We start from the raw sequence: 23,998 nt of genomic DNA, 5'->3' as shown, positions 1-23,998 counted from the left end.
GAAACAGTGAGTTCCCGTCGAAACCGTGCGTTAAACACACGGTTTCGACGGGAACTCACTGTTTCAGCGGAAGGGGGCCGGGAACCTCAGGCACGAAACCTCAGCCGGGAACCTCAGGGCCGTTCGGGAATCAGTGGCTTTCGAGCCAGGACTGCGCCTGCTGAGCCTGCAGGTTGAGGGCCTTGCCGACCAGCGGCTCGGCCGCGCCGGCGATCTTGCCGCCCAGGAACGGGATGGAGGAGGTCACTTCACCCTCGACGTCGATCCGGGTCTGGCCGTCCACGGGGACGAGCTTCTGCAGAGCGGAGGCGCTCACGGGAGCGCCGCTGATCGAGATCTGGATGTCTGCCTGACGGCTGCCGTCCTCCAGGGGAGCGGTCCACGACTCGCGCTGCGTGACGGTGAGGGCCTCGCCCACGACCTTGCGGGCGATGTCCGGGAGGCGCGTGGTCGGAACGGTGCGCACCACGGTGGCGGTGAACGCCGCGGCCGTGTCACCGTCGATCGTGAAACTCTCCAGGGTGCCGCCCACGAGTTCGCTCACGTGGCGGACGAAGTTCTCGTCGACCAGGACGGCCGCCACCTCCGGCAGTCCGAAGGGCACGGTGGTCGAAGCGTTCAGGGCCATGGATCCTCCAAGGTCGGGTGAGCCCGCGCGGTCTGCGGGGGCCTCCACCATGGTAGGCGGGTTCCTGTGATTCCGGGTTTTCAGGCGATTCACAGGCGCAGGAGATTGGCCAGATCGGCGTGGATGGCCTACGCTCTATAAAGGTTTGATAACGAACCCCGCCGCCGGAGATCTGATCCCGGCGGAGACAACGCCCACGAGGACTCCCTGTCCATGGGCTGAATATGCCGGGTCACTGCCGTCCACCGACCGCCACCGTCTGTGCCGTGACCACGTCCTGACCTCAAGACGTCAGGGGCCGGTGGCGTACGAGGATTTCCGGGGACGGAATGAGTACCGGTGGAGCCCCGAGCATTTGGAAATCATGAAGCAGAACGCAATCTCCCTGGCTACCCGTCGCTCTCTTGCAGTCGTCGCCGCATCCGGCGCACTCCTGGGAGGAGTCGCACTCGCGGCTCCCGCGGCGAACGCGGCCGGCGAGTCCACCTGGGACGCACTGGCTCAGTGCGAGTCCGGTGGCAACTGGTCCATCAACACGGGCAACGGCTACTACGGTGGCCTGCAGTTCGACCAGAGCACCTGGCAGGCCTACGGCGGCACCGGTTCCGCTGCCCAGGCCTCCAAGTCCCAGCAGATCGCCGTCGCCGAGAAGGTTCAGGCCAACCAGGGCTGGGGCGCCTGGCCGTCCTGCTCCTCCCAGCTCGGCCTCTCGGGCAATGGCGGCGGTTCCGCCGCCGCGGCTCCGGCTCCGGCTCCGGCGCAGAACACGCAGGTCCAGGCTCAGGGTCAGTACACCCAGCAGCAGGCCCCGCAGCAGGCTCCCGTGGAGCAGGCCCCGGTTCAGCAGGCTCCCGTCCAGCAGGCTCAGCCCGCTCCGCGTCACGCGGCCGAGGTCCCCGTGACCGGCAAGACCTACACGGTCGAGGCCGGCGACACCCTCGCCAAGATCGCGCAGAAGCTCGGTCTGAAGGGCGGCTGGGAGCTCCTGGCCGATGCCAACGCGAACACGGTGACCGACGTGAACCTGATCTTCCCGGGTCAGGAACTGCAGATCCCCGCGGAGTAATCCGCAGGCTTTCCGGCGCGGAATCCCTTCCGGCCCGCCCCTCGTGAGAGATCGGGGCCGGGAGGGATCACGCGTGGCGGATTACACTGGAAACACCCGGTACTTTCAGAAGTCCCGGGTGTTTGTGTTGCCCGGTGTGGTCCGTGGCGACCCCCTTCACCGAGCCCGCCAGGAAAGCAGCAGCCCGCATGAGTCCTCGCACCGCATCCGCCACCTCCTCCCAGAATCCCGCCGTGTTCCAGGCGCAGCTTGCGGGCATCCGCACCGTCCTGGCCGAAGATCCGGCGTTCGGCAACGTCCGGGTGTCCGCCGCCCAGGGCACCCGGCGCAGTGACGACTTCCACCTGGGCGCGCCGAGCGGCCTCAACCCCGTGGTGATCGCCGAGCTGGTGGACGGGCTCAAGGAGCTGGACTCCGAGACGCCCGACGCCGGCGCCGGGACCGCGGTGGGCGCGGCGCCCGCCGTCGTGCTCGCCGTGACCGCCACGGGCCGCGAGGCGGAGGACCTGGCGGCCGCCCTGCGCGCTTATCTTCCCGAGGACGAGGTCGTCGAGTTCCCCAGCTGGGAGACGCTGCCTCATGAGCGGCTCTCGCCCCGTTCCGACACGGTCGGACGCCGCCTGACCGTGCTGCGCCGCCTGGCCCACCCGGAGGCGTTCCCCACTCCGCTGCGTGTCGTCGTCGCGCCCGTGCGCGCCGTCGTCCAGCCGGTCGTGGCGGGCCTCGGCGATCTGGAGCCGGTCACTGTGAGGGTCGGCGCGGAGGAGCCGTTCGAGGACCTCGTCCGGCGGCTCGCCGCCGCGGCGTATGCCCGCGTGGACATGGTGACGCACCGCGGCGAGTTCGCCGTCCGCGGCGGCATCCTCGACGTCTTCCCGCCCACCGAGAACCATCCCATCCGCATCGAGTTCTTCGGCGACGAGGTGGAGCAGATGCGCTACTTCGCGGTCGCCGACCAGCGCTCCCTCTCCGCGGGCGACGGTGTGGTCCACCCCGAGGTGCTGTGGGCTCCGCCGTGCCGCGAGCTGCTCATCACTCCGTCCGTCATGTCTCGCGCCGCGAAGCTGCAGAAGAGCATGCCTGGCGCCGCGGACATGCTGGAGAAGATCGCGGGCGGGATCACGGTGGAGGGCATGGAGTCCCTGGCGCCCGTCCTGGTCGACTCGATGGTGCCGTTCGTCTCGTCCCTGCCCGAGGGCTCGATCGCTTTCATGATCGAACCCGAGAAGGTCCGGCTCCGTGCCCACGACCTCATCGCGACCAACGAGGAATTCCTCGCCGCCGCGTGGTCCACTGCCTCGGACGGGGGCGCCGCCCCGCTCGATCTCGGCCTGGACCCGGAGGCCCTCCTGCACGAGGCCAGCTTCCGCACGCTCGCGGACACCCGGACCGACGCGCAGTCGGCGGGCGTCTCCTGGTGGGACGTCTCCACCCTGGGCGTGGACGAGGAGCTGGGGCACGACGTCGACGTGCTGGCGCTGCGGGCCAGGGAACCGCGCGGATACCGCGGCGATGTGGGGGAGATGCTGGAGTTCATCTCCTCCCGGATCAAGGACTCCTGGCGGCTCGTGGTCGTCACGGACGGCCCGGGCCCGGCGCAGCGCCTCGCCGAGCTGTTCCACGACGCCGACGTGCCCTGTGCCCGGGTTGACCGCCTGGCGGACGCGCCGGCTCCCGGCATCATCGAGATCACCACGGCCGAGGCCGGCCACGGCTTCGTGCTGGACGGGCTGAAGTTCGGCGTCCTGACGGAAGCGGATCTGCTCGGCCGTTCGAGCGCCCGTGGCGGCACCAAGGACATGCGGAAGATGCCGTCCCGGCGCCGCAACGCCGTGGACCCGCTGTCCCTGCACGCGGGTGACTTCGTCGTGCATGAACAGCACGGCATCGGCCGGTTCGTGGAGCTGGTCCAGCGGAAGACCGCCGGCTCGGACGGGGTGCGCGAGTACCTGGTCCTGGAGTATGCGCCGTCCAAGCGCGGCGCCCCCGGGGACCGCCTCTTCGTCCCCACCGATCAGCTCGACCAGGTCACCCGCTACGTCGGCGGCGACACCCCTGCCCTCAGCAAGATGGGCGGCTCCGACTGGGCCTCCACCAAGTCCAAGGCCCGCCGGGCGGTCAAGGAGATCGCCGGGGAGCTCATCCGGCTGTACTCGGCCCGCATGGCGTCCAAGGGTCACGCCTTCGGGCAGGACACCCCCTGGCAGCGTGAGCTGGAGCAGGCGTTCCCGTACGTCGAGACACCGGATCAGCTGACCACCATCAACGAGGTCAAGGCGGACATGGAGAAGGAGATCCCCATGGACCGTCTCGTCTCCGGCGACGTCGGCTACGGCAAGACCGAGATCGCGGTCCGTGCCGCGTTCAAGGCCATCCAGGACGGCAAACAGGTGGCCGTCCTGGTGCCCACCACGCTCCTCGCCCAACAGCACCACGAAACCTTCAGCGAGCGTTTCTCCGGCTTCCCGGTCCGCGTCCGTGCCCTGTCCAGGTTCCAGACCGCGAAGGAGTCCAAGGAGACGCTCGCGGGCGTCAAGGAGGGCAGCGTCGATCTCGTGATCGGCACGCACCGCTTGCTGTCCAAGGAGATCGAGTTCAAGGACCTGGGCCTCGTCATCATCGACGAGGAACAGCGCTTCGGCGTGGAGCACAAGGAAGCGCTCAAGAAGATGCGCACCAATGTGGACGTGCTGGCCATGTCCGCCACCCCGATCCCGCGCACCCTCGAGATGTCCCTCACCGGCATCCGGGAGACCTCCACGCTGGCCACGCCCCCGGAGGAGCGCCACCCCGTGCTCACCTACGTCGGCCCGTACACGGACAAGCAGGTCTCCGCCGCGGTCCGCCGTGAGCTCATGCGCGAAGGCCAGGTGTTCTTCGTGCACAACCGGGTGTCCTCGATCGACCGGGTGGCCGCGTCCATCCGCGAGCTGGTCCCGGAGGCGCGTGTCGAGGTGGCCCACGGCCAGATGACCGAGGCGCGCCTGGAACAGATCATCGTGGACTTCTGGGAGAAGCGGTTCGACGTGCTGGTGTGCACCACCATCATCGAGACCGGTCTGGACATCTCCAACGCCAACACCCTGATCGTGGACGGCGCCAACAACTACGGCCTCTCGCAGCTGCACCAGCTCCGGGGCCGTGTGGGCCGTGGCCGCGAGCGGGCCTACGCCTACTTCCTGTACCCCTCGGAGAAGCCGCTGGGCGAGGTGGCCCTGGAACGTCTCAAGGCCGTCGCCGCCCACAACGAACTCGGCGCCGGCATGCAGCTCGCCATGAAGGACCTGGAGATCCGCGGCGCGGGCAACCTTCTGGGCGGTGAGCAGTCGGGCCACATCCAGGGGGTGGGCTTCGACCTCTACATCCGCCTGGTCGGCGAGGCCGTCGCGGAGTACCGCGGGGAGAAGGAGGAAGCGGCGGCGGAGATGAAGATCGAGCTGCCGATCAACGCGCACCTGCCGCACGACTACGTGCCGGGGGAGCGGTTGCGGCTCGAGGCCTATCGCAAGCTTGCCGCGGCCCACACGGAGGCGGCCATCGACGAGGTGCGCGATGAACTGGTGGACCGCTACGGCGAGCCGCCCGCCCCGGTGGTCAACCTCCTCGACGTGGCGCGCTTCCGGGTGGCCGCCCGCGCGGTCGGCCTGACCGACGTCGCGGTCCAGGGCAACTTCATCAAGTTCGCCCCGGCGGCGCTGCCGGAGTCCAAGACCATGCGCCTCAGCCGCATGTACCCGGGCTCCCAGATCAAGCCGGCGCTCAACGCGGTGCTGATCCCGAAGCCGAAGACGGCCCGCGTCGGTGGGCGGGATCTCGCCGACGCGCAGGTCCTCGAGTGGGCGCGCAACGTGCTCGCGGCGATCTTCGAGGACTAGGCAGCCTGAACGACAACGGCCCTTAAGCGACGAAGGCCCCGGAGGAGAACCTCCGGGGCCTTCGTGCTGGTGAAAAGCGTTACTTGGCGTCCTGCTTGGCGCGCTCGAGCTCGGCGAGCGTGTCGGAGCGGCCGAGGACGTGCTGCGGAATGGCGAAGGCCAGCGCGAACAGGATCAGGGTCACTGCGGCCGGCCAGGTGTTCTCCAGGCTCAGGAAGGACAGCGAGTAGACAGCCCCGGCGAACAGCGCGAAGCAGATGATGAACAGCACCAGGGACTGGACGGTGTTGTTCTCTTTGCCGATCGGACGGGACATGGTCTCCCAACTTTCTTTCTCGTGACGTCCGCTGGGACGTCGTCAGTCTTCCGCAGGGCGGCCCGGACAGGGGCTCGCTCTCGGGTCCCCGTGAGGGGACCCCGGGTTCTCAGTAGTCGCTCTGACCCTGTTCGCCCTTGACGATGGCGATGCCGGAGCTCGCGCCGATGCGGGTGGCACCAGCAGCAATCATAGCCTGTGCATCCTCCAGGCTCCGCACTCCGCCGGACGCCTTGACGCCCAGATCGGGACCCACGGTGGCGCGCATGAGCTTCACGTCCTCCACGGTCGCCCCGCCGCCGTTGAAGCCGGTGGAGGTCTTGACGAAGTCAGCTCCCGCCTCGACGGACGCCTGGCAGGCGAGGACCTTCTGCTCGTCCGTGAGCAGCGCGGTCTCGATGATGACCTTCAGGATCGCCTCGCCGTCGTGCACCGCGGCGGCCACGGCGGCGATGTCCTCCACGAGCGCGTCCTTGTCGTCCGCGCGGGCGGAGGCGATGTTGATGACCATGTCGATCTCGGCGGCGCCGTCCTCCACGGCCCCGCGAGCCTCGAAGACCTTCACATCGGTGGGCGTGGCACCCAGCGGGAAGCCCACGACGGCGCAGCACAGGACCTGGCTGCCCTTGAGCGCCTGGACGGCGGTCTTCACCCAGACAGGGTTCACGCACACGGACTTGAAGCCGTACTCCACGGCCTCGGCGCAGAGGCGCTGCACGTCCTCGCGGCTCGCGTCCGGCTTGAGGAGGGTGTGGTCGATGTAAGAGGCGATGTTCGTGCTCATGGTCTTCCTTTGCATGCCTGATGTCGTGGCGCGGGCCGAGGGGTGGTGGCGCGCCGGGTGTGTGCGGTGATCCCCCAGAATCTCATGCCGGGCGCTCAGACGCCCAGCGCGGACCTCATGCCGTCCAGCACGGCGTCCAGCCGGCGTCGGGCCTCCTGCTTGGCCGCGGGCAGCGCGTCCGCGCCGTCGACCGGCACGACCACTTCGAGGTAGCACTTGAGTTTCGGTTCCGTGCCGCTGGGCCGCACGATCACCTGCGTGCCGTCCTCGCTGAGGTACTTGAGTCCGTTAGTGCCGGGAATCTCCTCGGTGCCCTGTGCCAGGTCCTGCGCGACGACGACGGCGGAGTCCGCCAGCGCCGCCGGGGGAGTCGCGCGGAGGGTCGCCATCATGGTGTCCAGGAGGCTGAGATCGGACACCCGGACGCTCAGCTGATCGCTCGCATGCAGGCCGTGCTCCAGGGCCAGCGCGTCGAGAAGACCGAAGAGCGAGGTGCCCTGCGCCTTGGCGTGGGCCGCGAGCTCCGCGATCAGCAGGGCGGCGGAGATCCCGTCCTTGTCGCGGGCCAGCTCCGGCGCCACGCAGTACCCGAGGGCCTCCTCGTAGCCGTAGACGAGCCCCGGCACGCGGGAGATCCACTTGAACCCGGTGAGGGTCTCGCGGTGCTCATAGCCGGCGGCGGCCGCGATGCGGGAGAGCAGCCGGGAGGACACGATCGAGTTCGCGAAGACGCCCTCGGTCCGGCCGGCGAGACGGTCGGCCATGTGGGCCCCCAGCAGGGCGCCCACCTCGTCGCCGCGCAGCATCCGCCACGCGCCACGGCCGCCGTCCGCGTCCGGGTCGAAAGCGGCCACGGCGGCGCGGTCGGCGTCGGGGTCGTTGGCCAGGACCACGTCCGCACCGCGCTCCGCGGCGAGGGCCAGGGCCAGGTCGAGCGCGCCGGGCTCCTCCGGATTGGGGAAGCTCACGGTGGGGAAATCGGGGTCGGGCTGCGCCTGCTCGGCGACCTGCGTCACCGACGGGAATCCGGCCGCGCGCAGCACCGCCTCGGTGGTCCGCCCGCCGACGCCGTGCATCGGGGTGAGGACGATGTCCAGGTCCCGCTCCGGGAAGCGGTCGGGCAGTGCCAGCGCGACCACCGCTGCGCGGTAGTCGTCCTCGATGGTCGCCGGGAGGACCTCCCAGCCGGACTCGGCCAGAGCGATCGACTCGGACGGTCCGACGGCGGCGATCGCCGCTGCGATCCGAGCGTCGTACGGCTCCACGATCTGCGAGCCGCGGGCACCTTCGGGCACGGCGCGTCCGCCGAGGTAGACCTTGTAGCCGTTGTCCTGCGGCGGATTGTGGCTGGCCGTGACCATCACGCCGCCGTCGGCGTCCAGGGCCCGCACGGCGTAGGCGAGCAGGGGGGTCGGCAGCGCGGACGGCATGAGGAAGACCTCCAGGCCCGCTGCCGTGAACACGGCGGCGGAGTCCCGCGCGAAGACGTCCGAATTGTGCCGGGCGTCGAAGCCGACCACGACGCGCGGCGCACGGGCCTCGCTGTCGGCGCCCAGGGCGTCGTTGAGGAAGGCCGCGAACCCGGCCGCGGCTCGGCGCACCACCACGCGGTTCATCCGCATCGGACCCGGGCCCAGCGCGGCGCGGAGTCCGGCCGTGCCGAACTGCAGGGTCCCGGAGAACGCGTCCTCCAGCTCGGCCGCCGCCGTGGCGGAGCCGCGCTCCGCGTCGTCCACGAGGGCGAGCAGCTGCGCCGCGGTGGCGCTGTCAGGGTCGGTGGACGCCCACTCCCGGGCCCGCTGCGCGAGGCCGGTGGGCAGGGGAGTGGAGGCGGCGTCGTCGTGCGCCGTGCTGTGCGGGGCCATGGCTCAGAGCTTGCCGATGATCTGGGCGAGCAGGGCGGAGATGCGCGGGCCGGCGGCCTGCCCGGCCTCCAGGACCTCGGCGTGGCTGAGCGGCTCGGGGCTGATGCCTGCGGCGAGGTTCGTCACGAGGGAGATGCCGAAGACCTCCATGCCGGCCTGACGGCCCGCGATGGCTTCCAAGGCGGTGGACATGCCGACGAGGCTCGCGCCGATGATCTTGGCCATCTGGACTTCGGCCGGGGTCTCGTAGTGCGGGCCGGTGAACTGCGCGTAGACGCCCTCCTCCAGGGTGGGGTCCACTTCGCGGGCCAGGCCGCGGATGCGGGAGGAGTACAGGTCCGTGAGGTCGACGAAGGTGGCGCCTTCGAGCGGGGAGGCCGCCGTGAGGTTGATGTGGTCGCTGATCAGCACGGGGGTGCCGGGCTTCCAGTTCTCGTTCAGGCCACCGCAGCCGTTGGTCAGCACGAGGGTCTTGCAGCCGGCGGCCGCCGCGGTGCGGACGCCGTGCGCGACCGCGCGGACGCCCTTGCGCTCGTAGAAGTGGGTGCGGGCGCCGAGGACCAGGGCGCGCTTGCCATCGGAGGTGAGGACCGAACGGATGGTGCCGGTGTGGCCGACCACCGCCGGGGCGTGGAAGCCGGGCACGGTCGCGGCGTCCAGGGTGTGGGTCGTCTCACCGATGAGGTCGGCGGCGCCGCCCCAGCCGGAGCCCAGCACCAGGGCGACGTCGTGCTGTTCGACCCCGGTTTCGCGGGCGATGTGCTCAGCGGCGAGCTTCGCGGCCTCGAAGGGATCCATCGTGTTCAAGTCCAAGGTAGTCACGGGAAAACCGTACTCGCAGGGCCGCGCTCTTGCACAGCACGTGCCCAGCACGGGCTGCCAGGGGCGTCGCCGCCTCCGTGGGATGCGTCACTTTCGGCCCGGTGACCGCTTCGTGACGGGTCCTCGGCTGGCAGTGGGGCAGTGCATGGGACAGAATTGTCCTTTGTGAGCACGCATCCTGATTTCGCCGCGCCCCGTATCGCCGTCCTCGGAGGTGGTCCCGGTGGTTACGAGGCCGCCGCGGTCGCCGCATCCCTGGGTGCGAAGGTCACCGTCATCGAGCGCAACGGCCTGGGAGGCGCCGCGGTGCTGACCGACGTCGTGCCCTCCAAGACGCTGATCGCCACCGCCGACCTCATGGCGCGGGTCTCGGAGGCCCACTCCCTGGGGGTCCGTTTCGAGGTGGACTCCGGCGCGCCGACCATGGTCGCCGATCTGGAGCACATCGACCGTCGTGTCATGGAGCTGGCCCAAGAGCAGTCGGACGACATCCGCCGCAGCCTCGAGGAGGCCGGCGTTAAGATCCTGATCGGCGACGGCGTGCTGCAGGACGACCGCACCATCAAGGTCACCACCAAGTCGGGCTCGGTGCGGACGGTCGACGCCGACGCCATCATCCTCGCCGTCGGCGCCCACCCCCGCGAGCTGCCGAGCGCCAAGCCGGACGGCGAGCGGATCCTGAACTGGACCCAGCTCTACAATCTGACCACGCTTCCCGAGGAACTGATCGTGGTCGGTTCCGGCGTGACCGGCGCCGAGTTCGCTTCCGCGTACAACGGCCTGGGGTCCAAGGTCACCCTGATCTCCAGCCGCGACCAGGTCCTCCCGGGTGAGGACAGCGACGCCGCCGACGTGCTGGAAGAGGTCTTCGAACGCCGCGGCGTCCGCGTCCTGTCCCGCTCGCGTGCCGAGAAGGTGGAGCGCACCGAGGACGGCGTGCTCGTCACCCTCGGCGACGGCAGCACCATCACGGGCACCCACTGCCTCATGTGTGTGGGCTCGATCCCGAACACCGAGGGCATCGGCCTGGAGAACGCCGGGGTCGCCCTGACCGACTCCGGCCACATCAAGGTCGACGGCGTCTCCCGCACCACGGCCCACAACCTCTACGCGGCCGGCGACTGCACCGGGGTGTTCGCGCTGGCGTCCGTGGCCGCCATGCAGGGCCGCATCGCGGTGGCCCACATCATGGGCGACGGCGTCCGCCCCCTCAAGCTCAACGAGGTGGCCTCCAACATCTTCACTTCCCCGGAGATCGCCTCGGTGGGCGTCTCCGAGAAGGACCTCTCCACGGGCCGCTACCAGGGCGACGTCGTCATGCTGCCGCTCAAGGCCAACCCGCGCGCCAAGATGCGGAACTCCAAGGACGGCTTCGTCAAGATCATCTCCCGCAAGGGCTCGGGCACCGTGATCGGCGGCGTCGTGGTGGGTCCGAACGCGTCGGAGCTGATCTTCCCGATCGCCCTCGCCGTGGCGAAGAAGCTGCATGTGGACGACGTCGCGAGCACCTTCACGGTCTTCCCCTCGCTGACCGGTTCCATCGCGGAGGCGGCGCGCCGCCTGCACGTGCACCACTACGACGGCTAGTCGCCACCGCGCCGTCTACTGCGCCTATGACATCCAGGACGACGACGGCGGGTTGAGCCAGTAGGCGGACCCGTCGAGCTTCCGGCGGAGGATGTCCAGGTCCACGGCGTGCCGGCGGAAGAACGCGACATCCTCGACCAGGACGGACAGCCGTTCGTTGACCTGGGCTTCGGAGAGCACCTCACCGTCCCGGACACAGCGCGTGACCACCGCGTGGACGAGGCCGTTCACGCTGCCCGGCGCCCGGCCCGCCAGCGCGATCCTCGGGGTGGCGAGCAGGGTGTCGAGCTGCGCTGCCGGGTCCAGAGCCGCGAGGGCCTGCCCCAGGACGTCCGGCGCGAGTCTGAGCCCGCCGTCGTCGGCGACAGCCAGTCCGCTCTGCACGAGGTTCCCGGCGAGGCGTTCTTCGGCGTTGACGGTTTCTCCGGCGGCCAGACGGCTGACCAGAGGAGCGGACTTCGGCGACCGGAGGAGACTGAGGAGCACCCGGACGGAACTGAGAGCAGACATGCCCGCCACTCTAGTGGGAGGCCGGGCACTCTTCCAGGCTGGTCGAACGGTCTTTTCCTGGGATACTGGGTTCAGTCGACCGCCGAGGGAAATGGGGGGACGAGCCGCCTGCTCGTCAGCGTCATGAACCAACCATCTGAGCTGAATCCGAACTACTGGGACATGGGTCTCGCCTCGATTCCCTGTGTTGTCATCGCTGCAGGCGTCCTGGCGGCTTTCCTCGTTGCGCTCACCGATCGTCGGCTGCCTTTGCGGTCTCGTCTGCTGTGGGCCCTGCTGATCCTTGCGGTCCCACTGATCGGAGCAGTGCTGTACGCCGTGTTGCGGGCGCGGACGCGGTCGACGAAGGGCACGCCGTCGGGCTAAGCGCCGCACACACTCCACCAGCGAAACGACCCCTCGAAAATCGTCGGAGGGCGAGCGTAGGCTGACCCCATGGATCTCCTCCTCGTACCCGGTCTCTGGCTCGACGCGTCCTCGTGGGATGAGGTGACCCCGGGGCTCATCGCCGCCGGACACCGTCCGCATCCCCTCACTCTGCCCGGCGTCGGCGCGCCGGCCGCGGAGTCGTCCTCCCTCACCATCGACGACTGGGTCGCGGCGACCGTCACGCAGATCGACGCGCTGGAAGGGCCCGTGGTCCTCGTCGGCCACAGCGGCGGAGGCAACGTGGTGTGGGGCGCCGCGGACGCGCGTCCGGACAAGGTCTCGCGCGTGATCCTCGTCGACACCGCCGTGCCGCCGCCAGGCGCCATGATCTCGGAATTCGACGTGATGGACGGCGTGATCCCGTTCCCGGGCTGGGACTTCTTCGATGAGGAAGAGGTGTACGACCTCACCCCGGAGGTGCGGGAACGTGCCGCGAACGCCACGTTCAGCGTCCCTGCGCAGGTGCCTACTGGGCCCATCTCCCTGACGGACGAGCGACGGTACGACGTGCCGGTGACCGTCCTCTCGGGCGGCATGAACGAGGAGCAGTTCCGCGCGGCGCTGGCCCAGTGGGGTGCGTTCGCGGACGAGGCGGCGGCCGTGAAATCGCTCGACGTCGTGACCATCGGTTCGGGTCACTGGCCCCAGTTCTCCGTCCCGGAGCGGCTCACCGGCCTCATCGCGGAGGCGGCGTCCCGCTGACCTCCCGCCTGGCGGGGGCGGGGCGGCCGGATCTTTTCTGAAACTGTCCGTGCGAGTCATTCCACATGTTGGACACGGTTGTCCAGTAGATGGACCTCGGTGGTTAAGATGAACGCCGTCTCATAGCATGGCGGCCGCTTCAGGGGGCGGGCCGCCCGGAAGGAAAGCCGGACCCATGTCATCCACTCCAGCCACACCGGCTGCCCCGGGAACTCCGGGGGCACCAGCGGCGGCGCCCGCCGCCAACACGCGCGGACGCGTGATCTTCGCCAGCCTCATCGGCACCACGATCGAGTTCTACGACTTCTACGCGTACGCCACGGCATCCGTGCTCGTGTTCCCGCGGCTCTTCTTCCCGAACGCCACGGACATCAACGCGATCCTGAGCGCCTTCGCCATCTTCGGAGTGGCCTTCGTGGCCCGCCCCATCGGCTCCATCCTGTTCGGCCACTTCGGTGACAAGCTGGGCCGTAAGGGAACCCTGGTGGCCTCGCTGCTGACCATGGGCATCGCGACCTTCCTCATCGGGTTCCTCCCGCCGGCCGCCGGGGGCTGGGTCGTCCTGGCCCCGCTGGCGCTCGTGGTCCTCCGGTTCGCACAGGGCATCGCCCTTGGCGGCGAGTGGTCCGGCGCCGCGCTGCTGGCCACCGAGAACGCCCCGGCGGGCAAGCGCGCCATCTGGGGCACGTTCCCGCAGCTGGGCGCTCCCATCGGCTTCATCCTCTCGAACCTGATCTTCGTCGCCCTCCAGACGTGGCTGACTCCGCAGCAGTTCCTGGACTGGGGCTGGCGCGTTCCGTTCATCCTCTCGGCCGTGATCGTGGCCGTCGGCCTGTACGTCCGCCTCAAGCTGGAAGAGTCGCTGTCCTTCCAGAAGGTCATCGCCGAGGACAAGGTCGCCCGTGTCCCGCTGGCCGTCACCTTCCGGTTCCACTGGCGCCAGGTCCTGGCCGGCACGTTCATCATGCTGGCCACCTACGTGCTCTTCTACCTCATGACGAGCTTCACCCTGACCTATGGGACCGCGGCCGACACCGCCGCCAAGGCCGAAGCCGCCGCGAAGAAGGCCGGGAAGGCCTTCGATCCGGCCGCCTTCGTCCCGGGTCTCGGCGTCGACAAGACGCTCTTCCAGTGGATGCTCATCCTCGGTGTGGTGTTCTTCGGCATCTTCACCGTGGTCTCCGGCCCGCTGGCCGAGAAGTACGGACGCCGGAAGTTCCTGATCTGGGTCACGTCGGGGATCTTCGTCTTCGGCTGCGCCTGGACGCTCATGTTCGGCCCCGGCCCGGGCGCCGCGATGGTCGGCCTGATCATCGGCTTCACGCTGATGGGCCTCACCTTCGGACCGATGGCGGCCTACCTGCCGGAACTGTTCCCCTCGAACGTCCGCTACACCGGTTCGGCCGTGGCCTACAACCTCTCCAGCGTCATCGGCGCCGCCCCGGCGTCGTTCGTGGCGATCGCCCTCTGGCAGGTCGGCCACGGCAGCACGTGGATGGTGGGCGTCTACCTGGCGCTGGCCGCCGTGCTGACCCTGGTGGCCCTGTTCTTGACCCGTGAGACGGCGGACGTGGACTACGAGAACAACGTCGCCTGAGTCCGTCGGACGGACTCGGCACCCGCGGCTCGCACGGCCCGGCCCCCTCTGGAGGCCGGGCCGTCGGCGTTCCTGGGAAGAGCCCCGGGCTCGTCTCGGTACCATGGGACGGTCACTCGGGATCGGCCGGGCGGGACCCTGGGGGCGGGGAGACCGCCGTCATCAGGAAGGTTCCGCACCATGCCCCCTCTGAGCGCTCTCGCCACCAGCTGGACCGCCGACATCCCTGCGCTGCTCCTCGCCGCCGTCGTCGCGGTGCTGTATGCCCGGGGCGTCCGGAAGGCGGAGCACTGGCCTGTCAGGCGGGTCGTGAGCTTCGGGCTGGGCATCCTGCTCTTCCTGTACCTGTCGTGCGGCTTCCCGGGCGTCTACGGCGCCTCTCTGCGGTGGGTCTTCACCGTTAAAGTGGCCGGATACGTCTTCGTGGTCCCGCTGCTGCTCGCCGCGGGCCGCCCCCTGGCACTCGCGCGGGAGACGCTCGGCAAGAACGGACGACGCCGCGTGGACGCCTTCATGGCCAGCCGCCCGGTCCGGGTGCTGTCCCACCCGGTGGTCGCGCCGCTGCTGGGTCTGGCGGTCTTCGCCTCGTTCCTGACGCCTGTCCTGTACCTGCTCCGGACCGATCCGCTGGCGGGCGCGCTGACGGTGCTCCTGGCCCCCGCGATCGGCCTGCTCATGGTCCTGCCCGCGGTCGAGGGGGAGGAACGCCCCGCGAGCAGTGCCGTGATGGTGGTGGGGTTCATCTACGTCTTCATCGAGCTGCTGGCCGACGCCGTGCCGGGGATCCTCCTCCGTCTGTCCGGCACCGTGCTGGACGGGTTCGCCGAACCCGTGCCCGGCGCGCTCGGTTGGTTCCCGGGGGCTCTGCGGGATCAGCAGCTCGCCGGTGACCTTCTGTGGTTCGTGGCCGAAGTGGTGGACCTGCCGTTGATCGTCCTCATGATGATGCGGTTCCAGCGCAGCGACAAGGCCGACGCGCAAGCCATCGACGACCTCAGCGACGAGGAGCTGGCGGAGCTGAACCGGCGCCACCTGAACCGTTCCTGAACGCGCGAAGGTCCGGAAACGCCGAAGGCGCGGCACCCCTGAGGGTGCCGCGCCTTCGGCGTCGGAACGGGTGTTAGTCCGCGATCGTGGCCAGCACGGCCCCCGCGGTGACGGTCTCGCCCGGCTGAGCGGTCAGACCGGTCACGGTGCCGGCCTTGTGCGCCGTCAGCGGCTGCTCCATCTTCATGGCCTCCAGGACCACGATCAGATCGCCCTCGGCCACCACATCGCCGTCGGCCACGGCCACCTTCACGATGGTGCCCTGCATGGGGGAGGTGAGGTCGTCACCGCTGGCGGCGGCTCCGGCAGCCCCGCCGCGGCCGGACTTCTTCGGCTTCCGGGCCTTCGCGGCCTTGGCCGGGCCGGCCGCCACGGAGGCGAACGACGCCGGGAGGCTGACCTCGAGGCGCTTGCCGCCGACTTCCACCACGACGTTCTGGCGCGGTTCGGCGTCGTCTGCGGCGCCGGGGACGCCCGCGAACGGAGGAATGGTGTTGTCGAAGGCCGTCTCGATCCAGCGCGTGTGCACCTGGAACGGGCCTTCCTCCGGGGCGAAAGCCGGGTCGGAGACGACGGCGCGGTGGAACGGCGTCACGGTCGGCATGCCGGTGATCTCGAGCTCGGCCAGGGCGCGGCGCGAGCGCTCGAGCGCCTGCTTGCGGCTGGAACCGGTCACGATCAGCTTGGCCAGCATGGAGTCGAAGTTGCCGCTGATGACCTCGCCGGCCTGGATGCCGGAGTCCACGCGCACGCCGGGTCCGCTGGGGAAGCTGATGGTCTCCACGGTGCCGGGCGCCGGCATGAAGTTGCGTCCGGCGTCCTCGCCGTTGATGCGGAACTCGAAGGAGTGCCCGCGGACCTCCGGGTCGCCGTAGCCCAGTTCCTCGCCGCGGGCGAGACGGAACTGCTCGCGGACCAGATCGAGTCCGGAGACCTCTTCGGAGACGCAGTGCTCCACCTGAAGGCGGGTGTTGACCTCCAGGAAGCTGATGGTCCCGTCCTGGCCGACCAGGAACTCGCAGGTGCCGGCGCCGAGATAGCCGGCCTCCTTGAGGATGGCCTTGGAGGACTCGTAGAGGCTGCGGTTCTGCTCCTCGGTGAGGAAAGGAGCGGGAGCCTCTTCGACCAGCTTCTGGTTGCGGCGCTGGAGCGAGCAGTCACGCGTGGACACCACGACGACGTTGCCGTGGGCGTCCGCGAGGCACTGGGTCTCCACGTGGCGCGGGGAGTCGAGGAACTTCTCGACCAGGCACTCGCCGCGGCCGAACGCCGTGACGGCTTCGCGCACGGCGGATTCGTAGAGTTCCGGGATCTCCTCAAGGGTGCGGGCGACCTTCAGGCCGCGGCCGCCGCCACCGAAGACGGCCTTGATGGCCACCGGCAGACCGAACTCCTGGGCGAACGAGATGATCTCGTCGGCATTCTTGACCGGGTCCTTGAGGCCCGGGGCGAGCGGTGCTCCGGCGGCGAGGGCGATGTGCTTGGCCTTCGCCTTGTCACCCAGGGCGTCGATGGCCTCGGGGGAGGGGCCGATCCAGGTCAGGCCCGCATCGATCACGCGCTGGGCGAATTCGGCGTTCTCGGCGAGGAAGCCGTAGCCGGGGTGCACGGCGTCGGCGCCGGACTGGCGGGCCACGTCGAGGAGCTTGTCGATGACCAGGTACGACTCGGCGGCCGTGTTGCCACCCAGGGCGTACGCCTCGTCCGCGAGCTTGACGTGCAGGGCGTCGCGATCCGGGTCGGCGTAGACCGCCACGGACTGGATGCCTTCGTCACGGGCGGCTCGGATGACGCGCACTGCGATCTCGCCGCGATTGGCGATCAGCACCTTGCTCAACTGGGTCATGGCAGGGAACTCCTCGAAATTGTCAATTGCAATCGACCTTAGTACCTCTTGGCGGGTTCCGCCGAGATTACTGACGATTTCCGCGCGTAGAGTGCCCGGTCTTTGTAGGAGTCCTACAAAGAAGCCGGACCGTCAGACCCAGAACGAGGTGATGCCCGCACCCTGCTCGGCCAGCAGCGCCCGCAGCGTGGAGACCGAGAGGCCCACGACCGCGTGCGGGTCGCCCGTGACCGACTCGATGAAGGCCCCGCCGATCCCGTCGATCGTGAACGAACCGGCGCAGTGCAGGGGCTCGCCCGTCGCCACGTAGGCCCGGATCTCCGCGGGATCGATCTCGGCGAACCGCACCGTGGCGCTGGACAGCCTGCCCAGGCCGGACTGCGGCGCGCCCGCGCCGGCCGGAGCGGTCGACGACGGCGCCTGGCCGGCGTCGTCGTGCGCGGACCCGGGCGCCGGGGAGTCCGCCGCGGTCGGCGCGATGAGCCAGTGCCCGGTGTGCAGCACGCCTTCGCGACCGCTCATGCGCGAGATGCGCTCGATGGCGACCTCGGGCTCATACGGCTTGCCGTGGGCCTCGCCGTCGAACTCGAAGACGGAGTCGCAGCCCAGCACATAGGCGTCCCGTGCCTCGGGGAGCGCCGCGACGGCCTCCGCCTTGGCGCGGGCCAGGAGCAGGGCGGTCTCGGCCGGAGTGGGATCCCCGGCCGCCGCGGCGACCGCGTCCTCGTCCACGGCGGAGACGATCACGTCGAACCGCAGGCCGGCCTCCGTGAGGAGCTTGGCCCGGGCCGGTGACTGCGACGCGAGGATGAGGCGGGGCGCGCCGCTCACAGCTGGGTGTTGCCGGGCTGGTCGTTCGGCTGCTGGCCCTGCTGCGTGAGGTAGACCGACTGACCGGTGGCGCCTTCCTCACCCTCCTTGAGGGGGATGATGTAGACGGCGGTGCCGTAGGCGCAGACCTCGGTCCAGTTGCCGCCCATCTCGGAGGTGTCGAAGCGCATGGCCACGATCGCGTTGGCGCCGCGCTGCTGGGCCTCGTTGACCATGCGGCCCATGACCTCCTGGCGGCTTTCGTAGAGGGCCTTGGTCATCTCGGGCAGCTCGCCGCCGCCGAGTGAGCGGAAGCCGGCGAGCATCTGGGACCCGATGTCGCGGGAACGGACGGTCAGGCCCATCACCTCGCCGAAGACGGCGTCGATGCGGTGCCCGGGGACTTCATTCGTGGTGACGATCAGCATGCCTAGAGCCTAATACGGGATCGCCTCCCGCGAGAGAGCAGTTGGCGCCCCTTCCCGGGACGGGAAGAGGCCCGAACTGCACCCTCGCGTGATGGACGGGGCGGGTCTATGCTGAGCCCACTATCACTTGGCGGGGGAAAGTCATGAATATGGGGATCACACGCGACGGCACGACCCGTCGGAAAACGTTCGCGCGCTGTGCGGCGGCCACTCTGGCGGTGGGCGCACTGCTGCTGGGCGGGCTGGTCGTTCCCACGGCGGCGTCCGCGGACGGGCTCAACTGCCTGACGGCGGGGGCGTCGGTGTCGCCGCAGGTGCCCTATCCGGTGCCGGCCAATATCCAGGGGAAATGGAATGCCGTAGGAGGGGTGTCGGGGCCGCTCGGTGCGCCGACGGGCAGTGCCACCATGGGCTACAGATACTGCATTCAGAATTTTGAAGGCGGGGCCATTGCTGCGTTCCAGGGATACTCCGATTCGGCTTTCTCAGCGTCCGTGGTGCGCAAGAGTGCGGGAACCACAGGCCCGGAGTGGTTCGCGATGAATGGAGCGATGACCTCCATCCCGGCAAGTGATGAAATCACCATTGCGGGGGGCGTGTATCAGCGTTTCGTCAGAAAGTCGGACCTGAGTGATGCCTTCCTGGTGGCGCCGACGGGGCGTCCGGAGTTCGCGGCGGGGTTCACACCGGGCGCAGATCCCACGATCGGCCTGATCAAGGGGGCGCGGATCTACGCGAGCGACTGGAGCGGGACAGGCCCCTCGGCGACCTTCGCCATGTTCGGACTGCCCGACGCACCCGCCACGTGCGGCCTCGCGGGGGATTCCTGTTCCCTCACTCTGGGCGGTGGAAGCTGGCGGTTCCTCAAGGACCAGAAGGGCGTTTTCGGGGGATATCAGCCCGCCAGTCCGGTCGGTAAGGCGTATGCGTCCCGGGGCGCCGAAGGCTCATCCCTCGGTCTTCCCACCCGGCTCATCAATTGCGCAGGAGCCGACTGCAGAGTCTCCTTTGAACGCGCCGACCTCTCTCAGTACCGCGGAGTGGCGCGATTGATTCAGGAACCCTATCGTTCCGCTTCGACGGGCCAGGCCCTCTCCGACGAGGTGTGCGGCGTGGCAGGCGGGCGCTGCAAACAGACGTTCACCCAGTCGGTCGTCTACAAGCTGCCCTCCGGCGGCACGGTGTCGGTTCGGGACGGCATCATGACGCGGTGGCTGGCTCTCGGTGGCGAAGGCGCCATGGGATTCCCGGTGGGGAACGCGGTCGAGACCGTGGCGGGATACCAGCAGAAGTTCGACCGTGGCTACATCGCCGAAGGGGTGTCAGCGGGAGGCGGACCGAAGCCCGCGTTCCAGATCAAGGGCGCGATCCTCGGAAAGTACCAAAGCCTCGGAGCCGCGAAGCTCGGAGGTCCGCTGGGAAGCGAAGTATGCACCGACCCGAAGGGCGGCTGCCATCAAGCGTTTGCCAATGGCAAGATCTGGTGGTCCTCCAGCAGCGGCGCCGCCGCTGTCCTCTACAGCGGTTTCCTCTGGACGTACGAGAACCGGCGGTCGGCCTGGGGCTCACTCGGGTACCCCCGCGGAGACATGCGCTGCACCGGTCCTGGCGGGGGCTGTTACCAGGTTTTCCAGTCCGGGATCCTGTGGAGCCTGCCCGAAGTGCCGAGTGACATCGTCGGCTTGATCGGAACCGTGACTCACGGCGCCATCGGGGCGAAGTATTCCACCCTGAACTCCGTGTGGGGACCGTTGGGCTATCCCACGTTCCAGGAGGACTGCCCGGTGGCGACGATCTGTCAGCAGCAGTTTCAGAAGGGGCAGATCTGGTGGACGCCGGCGACAGGAGCTCATGTGCTGCGTGGCGGCATTGGGGCGACGTGGAACGCCGGTGGGCAGGGGATCGGTTTTCCGACACACGACGAGCAGTGTTCCGGGCCCGGTGGCGGTTGTTTCCAGTGGTTCGAGAAGGGCGTGTACTGGTGGTCCTCCCGAACAGGGACGCATCGAGTCCAGGGCGGCATCCAGTCGGCCTATGAGCGGCTCGGCTGGGCGTGGGGCCGGTTGGGATATCCCACCTCGAACGAGTACTTGACCCCGGGGTCGTGGGGTGGTGACACGAGCACACGGCAGGACTTCCAGCACGGCAGCATCATCTGGTCGTCCGGCCGAGCCACCCAGGTCATCTGGCGCTGACCACCCGCAGGTGCTGAGCGACCAGCCCTGAGTGAGCAGACCCCGAGAGAGCAGTTGGCGCCCCTTCCCAGGACGGGAAGAGGCGCCAACTGTCATTTCGCGAGCACGGCGGCTCCGCGGCGGGGGAGAGCCCGGGGTGGGATCAGCGATCCGCGCCCACCAGTTCCTTCTCGGAACCCTCCTCGACGTCCTCGGGGACGTCGTCGGAGAAGGCCACGCCCTGACGCGGTGCGTTGTACAGGTCAAGGTCCAGGATGCCCTGGCGCTTGGCCACCAGAGTGGGGACCAGCGCCTGACCCGCGACGTTGACCGCGGTGCGGCCCATGTCCAGGATCGGGTCGATGGCCAGCAGGAGGCCGACGCCGGCGAGCGGCAGGCCCAGGGTGGAGAGGGTCAGCGTCAGCATGACCACGGCGCCCGTGGTGCCGGCGGTGGCCGCGGAACCCAGGACCGAGACCAGGACGATCAGCAGGTACTGGCCGAAGTCCAGGTTGATGCCGAAGAACTGGGCCACGAAGATGGCGGCGATGGCCGGGTAGATCGCGGCGCAGCCGTCCATCTTGGTGGTCGAGCCGAGCGGCACGGCGAAGGAGGCGTAGCCGCTGGGGACACCCAGGTTGCGCTCGGTCACACGCTGCGTCAGCGGCATGGTGCCCACGGACGAACGGGAGACGAAGGCCAGCTGGACGGCGGGCCACACGCCGGAGAAGTACTGCTTGATGGACAGACCGTGGCTGCGGACCAGGATCGGGTAAACCACGAACAGCACGAGGGCGAGGCCCACGTAGATCGCCACGGTGAACTTGCCGAGCGCGCCGATGGTGTCCCAGCCGTAACTGGCCACCGCGTTGCCGATCAGGCCGATGGTGCCGATCGGGGCGATCCGGATGATCCACCAGAGGACCTTCTGGATGACGGCCAGGGCGGACGCGTTGAGGTCCAGGAACTTGTCGGCCTTCTTGCCGGTCTTCAGGGCGGCCACGCCCACGGCGATCGCGAGGACCAGGATCTGCAGGACGTTGAAGTTCACGCTCGTGGAGGCCACGCCGTCGGTGATCTTGGTGCTGACCTCGAGGCCGAGGATGTTGCGGGGGATGAGGCCCTGGAGGAAGGCCCACCAGCTGCCGGCGCTGCCGGAGTACTTGGCCCCTTCCTCGCTGATGCCCGTGCCGGCGCCCGGCTGGAACAGGATGCCCAGGCCGATGCCGATCAGCACGGCGATCAGGGCCGTGATGGCGAACCACAGGAGGGTGTTCCAGGCCAGCTTGGCGGCGTTGGTGACGGCGCGCAGATTGGCGATCGAGCTCACCACGGCGGTGAAGATGAGGGGGACCACGGCGGTCTTCAGCAGCGCGACGTAGCTGGAGCCGATGGTCTGGAGGGTGATGGTCAGGCCGTTCGGGTCATCCTTCGTGCCCCCGAGGTTCCTGGCCACCAGGCCGAGGACGACGCCGAGCACCAGTGCGGCGATGATCTGGACGCCGAAGTTGCCGGCCCAGCGGGGCAGGCGGCTCGGTGCCTTGGGTGCGTTGGTCTCTGTACTCACCCACAGGACAATAGAAATCGGCGTAACAATATTCCACTTTGCGTTGAGCAGTGTTACTTTTCCGCCGGATTTCTGAGAGATTCCTCAAATCCGGGAATATCCGCCGGGTATGACGACGGCGGGCGGCACCCTTCCGGGACCGCCCGCCGTCGTCGTCAGGATGGTCAGCCGAGCAGCGCCGTGCGCAGCACGTCCAGACCCACGGATCCGATGTTCAGAGCCTTGGAGTGGAACGCCTTCACGTCGAAGGACTCGCCCTCCCGCTCCTGGAGTTCCTCGCGGATCTGCTCCCAGAGGCGCTGACCGATCTTGTAGCTCGGGGCCTGCCCCGGCCAGCCCAGGTACCGGGTGAACTCGAACTGCAGCTGGCCCTCGCTGATGGGCAGGTTGGCGCGCAGGAACTCGTAGCCCTTCTCCGCCGTCCAGGGTCCGCTGCCCCAGCGCTCCGGCATGTCCAGTTCGAGGTGCACGCCGATGTCGAAGACGACGCGGGCGGCACGCATCCGCTGCATGTCGAGCATGCCCATGAGGTCGCCCGGGTCGGACAGGAAGCCGAGCTCGTGCATGAGCTTCTCGGCGTACAGCGCCCAGCCCTCGCCGTGACCGGACACCCAGCAGATGTTGCGGCGCCAGTCGTTCAGGAGCTCCTTGCGGTACACGGCCGTGGCGACCTGCAAGTGATGCCCCGGGACACCCTCGTGGTAGACCGTGGTGGTCTCGGCCCAGGTGGTGAACTCGTCCTCTCCCGGCGGCACGGACCACCACATGCGGCCGGGGCGCGAGAAGTCGTCGCTGGGGCCGGTGTAGTAGATGCCGCCGTCCTGGGTGGGGGCGATCATGCACTCAAGGGTCTTCATGGGGCCGGGGATGTCGAAGTGGGTTCCGGCGAGCGCGGCCACCGCCTCGTCGGAGAGCTTCTGCATCCAGGCGCGCAGGGCGTCGGTGCCCTGGAGCTGGCGGGAGGCGTCCGCGTTGAGGATCTCCTTGGCCTCCTCGATGGTGGCCCCGGACTTGATCTGCTGTGCGACCTTCTCCTGCTCGGCGATCAGACGGTCCAGCTCGGCGACACCCCAGGCGTAGCTCTCCTCCAGGTCGATCGCGGCGCCCAGGAAGGTGCGGCTCGCCAGGGCGTAGCGCTGGCGGCCCACGGCGTCCTTCTCCGGGGCGGCGGGAAGCAGCTCCTCGCGGAGGAAGTCGATCAGGGTGCCGTACGCCTCCCGCGCGCGGCGCACGCCGTCGTCGAGCGTGGCCTGCAGCTCCTGCGGCAGGGGACCCGACGACGTCGCGGCCTCCCGCGCGAGCTTGGCGAAGAAGCCGTCTTCCGCGGCGTAGCCGGTGGCCTGGTCGATCACGATCTTCACCTGGCGCGCGGCGGACACGAGATCCTGAGCCTGGGCGGTCCGCAGGGACTCGATGTAGCCGTCGATCGCGGCCGGGACGTTGTGGGCACGGCCCGCGATGTGGGTCCAGTGCTCCTCGGTGTCCGTGGGCATGAGGTCGAAGATGGCGCGGATGTCCTGCGCGGGCGAGGCGATGTTGTTCAGCTCGGCGAGGGTCCAGCCGCTCGCGTGGCGTTCCACCGCGAGGCCCAGGCGCTCACGCATGGCGTCCAGGGTCACGCGGTCCACGTCGTCCACGGGCTCCAGCCCGTCGAGAGCGGTGAGGGTCTCCTGGTCCAGGCGGGCGAACGTCTCCAGACCGGCGGGGGAGAAGTCGGGGTACTCGCTTTCGTGACCCGGCAGTCCCAGACTCGTCGCCAGGGCGGGATCGAGTTCCAGTAAACGTGCGGTGTAGCTGTCGGCGAGATGGTCGATGGCCGTCTTGGGGTGCGTGGTGGTCTCAGTCACAGTCCTAGCGTAGGCATTTTTTGAAAGGAGTGCTTGAAAACTTTGCCCGTCGTGACGAGGGGACGGCGCAGTCGAACGGAATGGTCGCATTTGCGATC

General features: G+C 69.0%; 19 protein-coding genes. 8 read left to right on the top strand and 11 right to left on the bottom strand.

What is annotated here, in order from left to right; translation table 11 throughout:
* Nucleotides 1-130: 130 nt before the first annotated feature.
* Nucleotides 131-628, bottom strand: a complete 498-nt coding sequence (locus AB6732_RS10135; protein ID WP_370959845.1) for a DUF2505 domain-containing protein — start codon at nt 626-628, stop codon at nt 131-133.
* A 364-nt stretch (nt 629-992) separates the two neighbouring features.
* On the opposite strand from AB6732_RS10135, the gene AB6732_RS10130 reads away from it, so the two are divergent.
* Nucleotides 993-1,694 carry a transglycosylase family protein gene (locus tag AB6732_RS10130; RefSeq protein WP_370959844.1) on the top strand — a complete coding sequence of 234 codons (702 nt, stop codon included), beginning with the start codon at nt 993-995 and terminating at the stop codon, nt 1,692-1,694.
* Nucleotides 1,695-1,882: 188 nt separating this feature from the next.
* Nucleotides 1,883-5,569 carry a transcription-repair coupling factor gene (mfd, locus tag AB6732_RS10125; protein ID WP_370959843.1) on the top strand — a complete coding sequence of 1,229 codons (3,687 nt, stop codon included), beginning with the start codon at nt 1,883-1,885 and terminating at the stop codon, nt 5,567-5,569.
* 79 nt (nt 5,570-5,648) lie between these two features.
* Here mfd and AB6732_RS10120 read toward each other — a convergent pair whose 3' ends face one another.
* The 4 genes from AB6732_RS10120 to AB6732_RS10105 all read right to left on the bottom strand — a co-directional run bounded on the left by AB6732_RS10120 (nt 5,649) and on the right by AB6732_RS10105 (nt 9,332).
* Nucleotides 5,649-5,885 carry a hypothetical protein gene (locus tag AB6732_RS10120; RefSeq protein ID WP_307496291.1) on the bottom strand — a complete coding sequence of 79 codons (237 nt, stop codon included), beginning with the start codon at nt 5,883-5,885 and terminating at the stop codon, nt 5,649-5,651.
* Between the two features lie 109 nt (nt 5,886-5,994).
* Nucleotides 5,995-6,669 (bottom strand): deoxyribose-phosphate aldolase, encoded by a 675-nt coding sequence (gene deoC / locus AB6732_RS10115; protein WP_370959842.1) that lies wholly within the window; start codon nt 6,667-6,669, stop codon nt 5,995-5,997.
* A 95-nt stretch (nt 6,670-6,764) separates the two neighbouring features.
* Nucleotides 6,765-8,534 (bottom strand): phospho-sugar mutase, encoded by a 1,770-nt coding sequence (locus AB6732_RS10110; protein WP_370959841.1) that lies wholly within the window; start codon nt 8,532-8,534, stop codon nt 6,765-6,767.
* Between the two features lie 3 nt (nt 8,535-8,537).
* Entirely contained in the window at nt 8,538-9,332 is a 795-nt protein-coding gene (locus AB6732_RS10105; protein WP_107002134.1) for a purine-nucleoside phosphorylase, read from the bottom strand.
* 189 nt (nt 9,333-9,521) lie between these two features.
* On the opposite strand from AB6732_RS10105, the gene AB6732_RS10100 reads away from it, so the two are divergent.
* The gene (locus tag AB6732_RS10100) at nt 9,522-10,943 is read left to right on the top strand and encodes an NAD(P)H-quinone dehydrogenase (RefSeq protein WP_370959840.1); all 1,422 of its coding nucleotides are present in this window, start codon (nt 9,522-9,524) and stop codon (nt 10,941-10,943) included.
* A gap of 24 nt (nt 10,944-10,967) precedes the next feature.
* Here AB6732_RS10100 and AB6732_RS10095 read toward each other — a convergent pair whose 3' ends face one another.
* Nucleotides 10,968-11,453 (bottom strand): DUF2087 domain-containing protein, encoded by a 486-nt coding sequence (locus AB6732_RS10095; protein ID WP_370959839.1) that lies wholly within the window; start codon nt 11,451-11,453, stop codon nt 10,968-10,970.
* A 123-nt stretch (nt 11,454-11,576) separates the two neighbouring features.
* On the opposite strand from AB6732_RS10095, the gene AB6732_RS10090 reads away from it, so the two are divergent.
* The 4 genes from AB6732_RS10090 (at nt 11,577) to AB6732_RS10075 (ending at nt 15,228) form a co-directional block, all read left to right on the top strand.
* The gene (locus AB6732_RS10090) at nt 11,577-11,819 is read left to right on the top strand and encodes a PLDc N-terminal domain-containing protein (protein ID WP_370959838.1); all 243 of its coding nucleotides are present in this window, start codon (nt 11,577-11,579) and stop codon (nt 11,817-11,819) included.
* Nucleotides 11,820-11,888: 69 nt separating this feature from the next.
* Nucleotides 11,889-12,584 (top strand): alpha/beta fold hydrolase, encoded by a 696-nt coding sequence (locus AB6732_RS10085; RefSeq protein ID WP_370959837.1) that lies wholly within the window; start codon nt 11,889-11,891, stop codon nt 12,582-12,584.
* 175 nt (nt 12,585-12,759) lie between these two features.
* Nucleotides 12,760-14,181 carry an MFS transporter gene (locus tag AB6732_RS10080; RefSeq protein ID WP_370959836.1) on the top strand — a complete coding sequence of 474 codons (1,422 nt, stop codon included), beginning with the start codon at nt 12,760-12,762 and terminating at the stop codon, nt 14,179-14,181.
* Nucleotides 14,182-14,361: 180 nt separating this feature from the next.
* Nucleotides 14,362-15,228 (top strand): cytochrome c oxidase assembly protein, encoded by an 867-nt coding sequence (locus AB6732_RS10075; RefSeq protein WP_370959835.1) that lies wholly within the window; start codon nt 14,362-14,364, stop codon nt 15,226-15,228.
* Between the two features lie 73 nt (nt 15,229-15,301).
* On the opposite strand, the gene AB6732_RS10070 is transcribed toward AB6732_RS10075, so the two are convergent.
* The 3 genes from AB6732_RS10070 to AB6732_RS10060 all read right to left on the bottom strand — a co-directional run bounded on the left by AB6732_RS10070 (nt 15,302) and on the right by AB6732_RS10060 (nt 18,312).
* Nucleotides 15,302-17,074, bottom strand: a complete 1,773-nt coding sequence (locus AB6732_RS10070; RefSeq protein WP_370959834.1) for a biotin carboxylase N-terminal domain-containing protein — start codon at nt 17,072-17,074, stop codon at nt 15,302-15,304.
* Between the two features lie 132 nt (nt 17,075-17,206).
* Complete coding sequence (locus AB6732_RS10065; RefSeq protein ID WP_370959833.1) at nt 17,207-17,905, bottom strand: nucleoside triphosphate pyrophosphatase; 699 nt, start codon at nt 17,903-17,905, stop codon at nt 17,207-17,209.
* Nucleotides 17,902-18,312 carry a YbjQ family protein gene (locus AB6732_RS10060; protein ID WP_066216897.1) on the bottom strand — a complete coding sequence of 137 codons (411 nt, stop codon included), beginning with the start codon at nt 18,310-18,312 and terminating at the stop codon, nt 17,902-17,904. The genes AB6732_RS10065 and AB6732_RS10060 overlap by 4 nt, the downstream gene beginning before the upstream one ends.
* Nucleotides 18,313-18,863: 551 nt before the next feature.
* Between AB6732_RS10060 and AB6732_RS10055 the strand changes: the two genes are divergently transcribed.
* Entirely contained in the window at nt 18,864-20,507 is a 1,644-nt protein-coding gene (locus tag AB6732_RS10055; RefSeq protein ID WP_370959832.1) for an LGFP repeat-containing protein, read from the top strand.
* Nucleotides 20,508-20,649: 142 nt separating this feature from the next.
* Here the strand turns inward: AB6732_RS10055 and AB6732_RS10050 are convergent, their stop codons facing one another.
* Both AB6732_RS10050 and AB6732_RS10045 read right to left on the bottom strand, forming a co-directional pair.
* A complete protein-coding gene (locus AB6732_RS10050; RefSeq protein ID WP_370959831.1) occupies nt 20,650-22,053 on the bottom strand; it encodes a dicarboxylate/amino acid:cation symporter in 1,404 nt (467 codons plus the stop codon).
* Between the two features lie 164 nt (nt 22,054-22,217).
* Nucleotides 22,218-23,900 carry a DUF885 domain-containing protein gene (locus AB6732_RS10045; RefSeq protein ID WP_370959830.1) on the bottom strand — a complete coding sequence of 561 codons (1,683 nt, stop codon included), beginning with the start codon at nt 23,898-23,900 and terminating at the stop codon, nt 22,218-22,220.
* Between the last annotated feature and the right edge of the window lie 98 nt (nt 23,901-23,998).

Source organism: Arthrobacter sp. RCC_34 (assembly GCF_041360795.1).
Lineage (GTDB): Bacteria > Actinomycetota > Actinomycetes > Actinomycetales > Micrococcaceae > Arthrobacter_E.
The sequence above is the reverse complement of the archived record's forward strand: the minus strand, read 5'-3'. Positions and strand labels throughout refer to the sequence as shown.

What these genes read in the sequence shown, in the direction of transcription:
- AB6732_RS10080 (WP_370959836.1), top strand. Translation starts at nt 12,760, where the DNA reads ATGTCATCCACTCCAGCCACACCGGCTGCCCCGGGAACTCCGGGGGCA.
- AB6732_RS10070 (WP_370959834.1), bottom strand. Translation starts at nt 17,074, where the DNA reads ATGACCCAGTTGAGCAAGGTGCTGATCGCCAATCGCGGCGAGATCGCA.
- AB6732_RS10105 (WP_107002134.1), bottom strand. Translation starts at nt 9,332, where the DNA reads ATGGATCCCTTCGAGGCCGCGAAGCTCGCCGCTGAGCACATCGCCCGC.
- AB6732_RS10130 (WP_370959844.1), top strand. Translation starts at nt 993, where the DNA reads ATGAAGCAGAACGCAATCTCCCTGGCTACCCGTCGCTCTCTTGCAGTC.
- AB6732_RS10135 (WP_370959845.1), bottom strand. Translation starts at nt 628, where the DNA reads ATGGCCCTGAACGCTTCGACCACCGTGCCCTTCGGACTGCCGGAGGTG.
- AB6732_RS10075 (WP_370959835.1), top strand. Translation starts at nt 14,362, where the DNA reads ATGCCCCCTCTGAGCGCTCTCGCCACCAGCTGGACCGCCGACATCCCT.
- AB6732_RS10110 (WP_370959841.1), bottom strand. Translation starts at nt 8,534, where the DNA reads ATGGCCCCGCACAGCACGGCGCACGACGACGCCGCCTCCACTCCCCTG.
- AB6732_RS10060 (WP_066216897.1), bottom strand. Translation starts at nt 18,312, where the DNA reads ATGCTGATCGTCACCACGAATGAAGTCCCCGGGCACCGCATCGACGCC.
- AB6732_RS10090 (WP_370959838.1), top strand. Translation starts at nt 11,577, where the DNA reads ATGAACCAACCATCTGAGCTGAATCCGAACTACTGGGACATGGGTCTC.
- AB6732_RS10085 (WP_370959837.1), top strand. Translation starts at nt 11,889, where the DNA reads ATGGATCTCCTCCTCGTACCCGGTCTCTGGCTCGACGCGTCCTCGTGG.
- mfd (WP_370959843.1), top strand. Translation starts at nt 1,883, where the DNA reads ATGAGTCCTCGCACCGCATCCGCCACCTCCTCCCAGAATCCCGCCGTG.
- AB6732_RS10095 (WP_370959839.1), bottom strand. Translation starts at nt 11,453, where the DNA reads ATGTCTGCTCTCAGTTCCGTCCGGGTGCTCCTCAGTCTCCTCCGGTCG.
- AB6732_RS10055 (WP_370959832.1), top strand. Translation starts at nt 18,864, where the DNA reads ATGACCTCCATCCCGGCAAGTGATGAAATCACCATTGCGGGGGGCGTG.
- deoC (WP_370959842.1), bottom strand. Translation starts at nt 6,669, where the DNA reads ATGAGCACGAACATCGCCTCTTACATCGACCACACCCTCCTCAAGCCG.
- AB6732_RS10120 (WP_307496291.1), bottom strand. Translation starts at nt 5,885, where the DNA reads ATGTCCCGTCCGATCGGCAAAGAGAACAACACCGTCCAGTCCCTGGTG.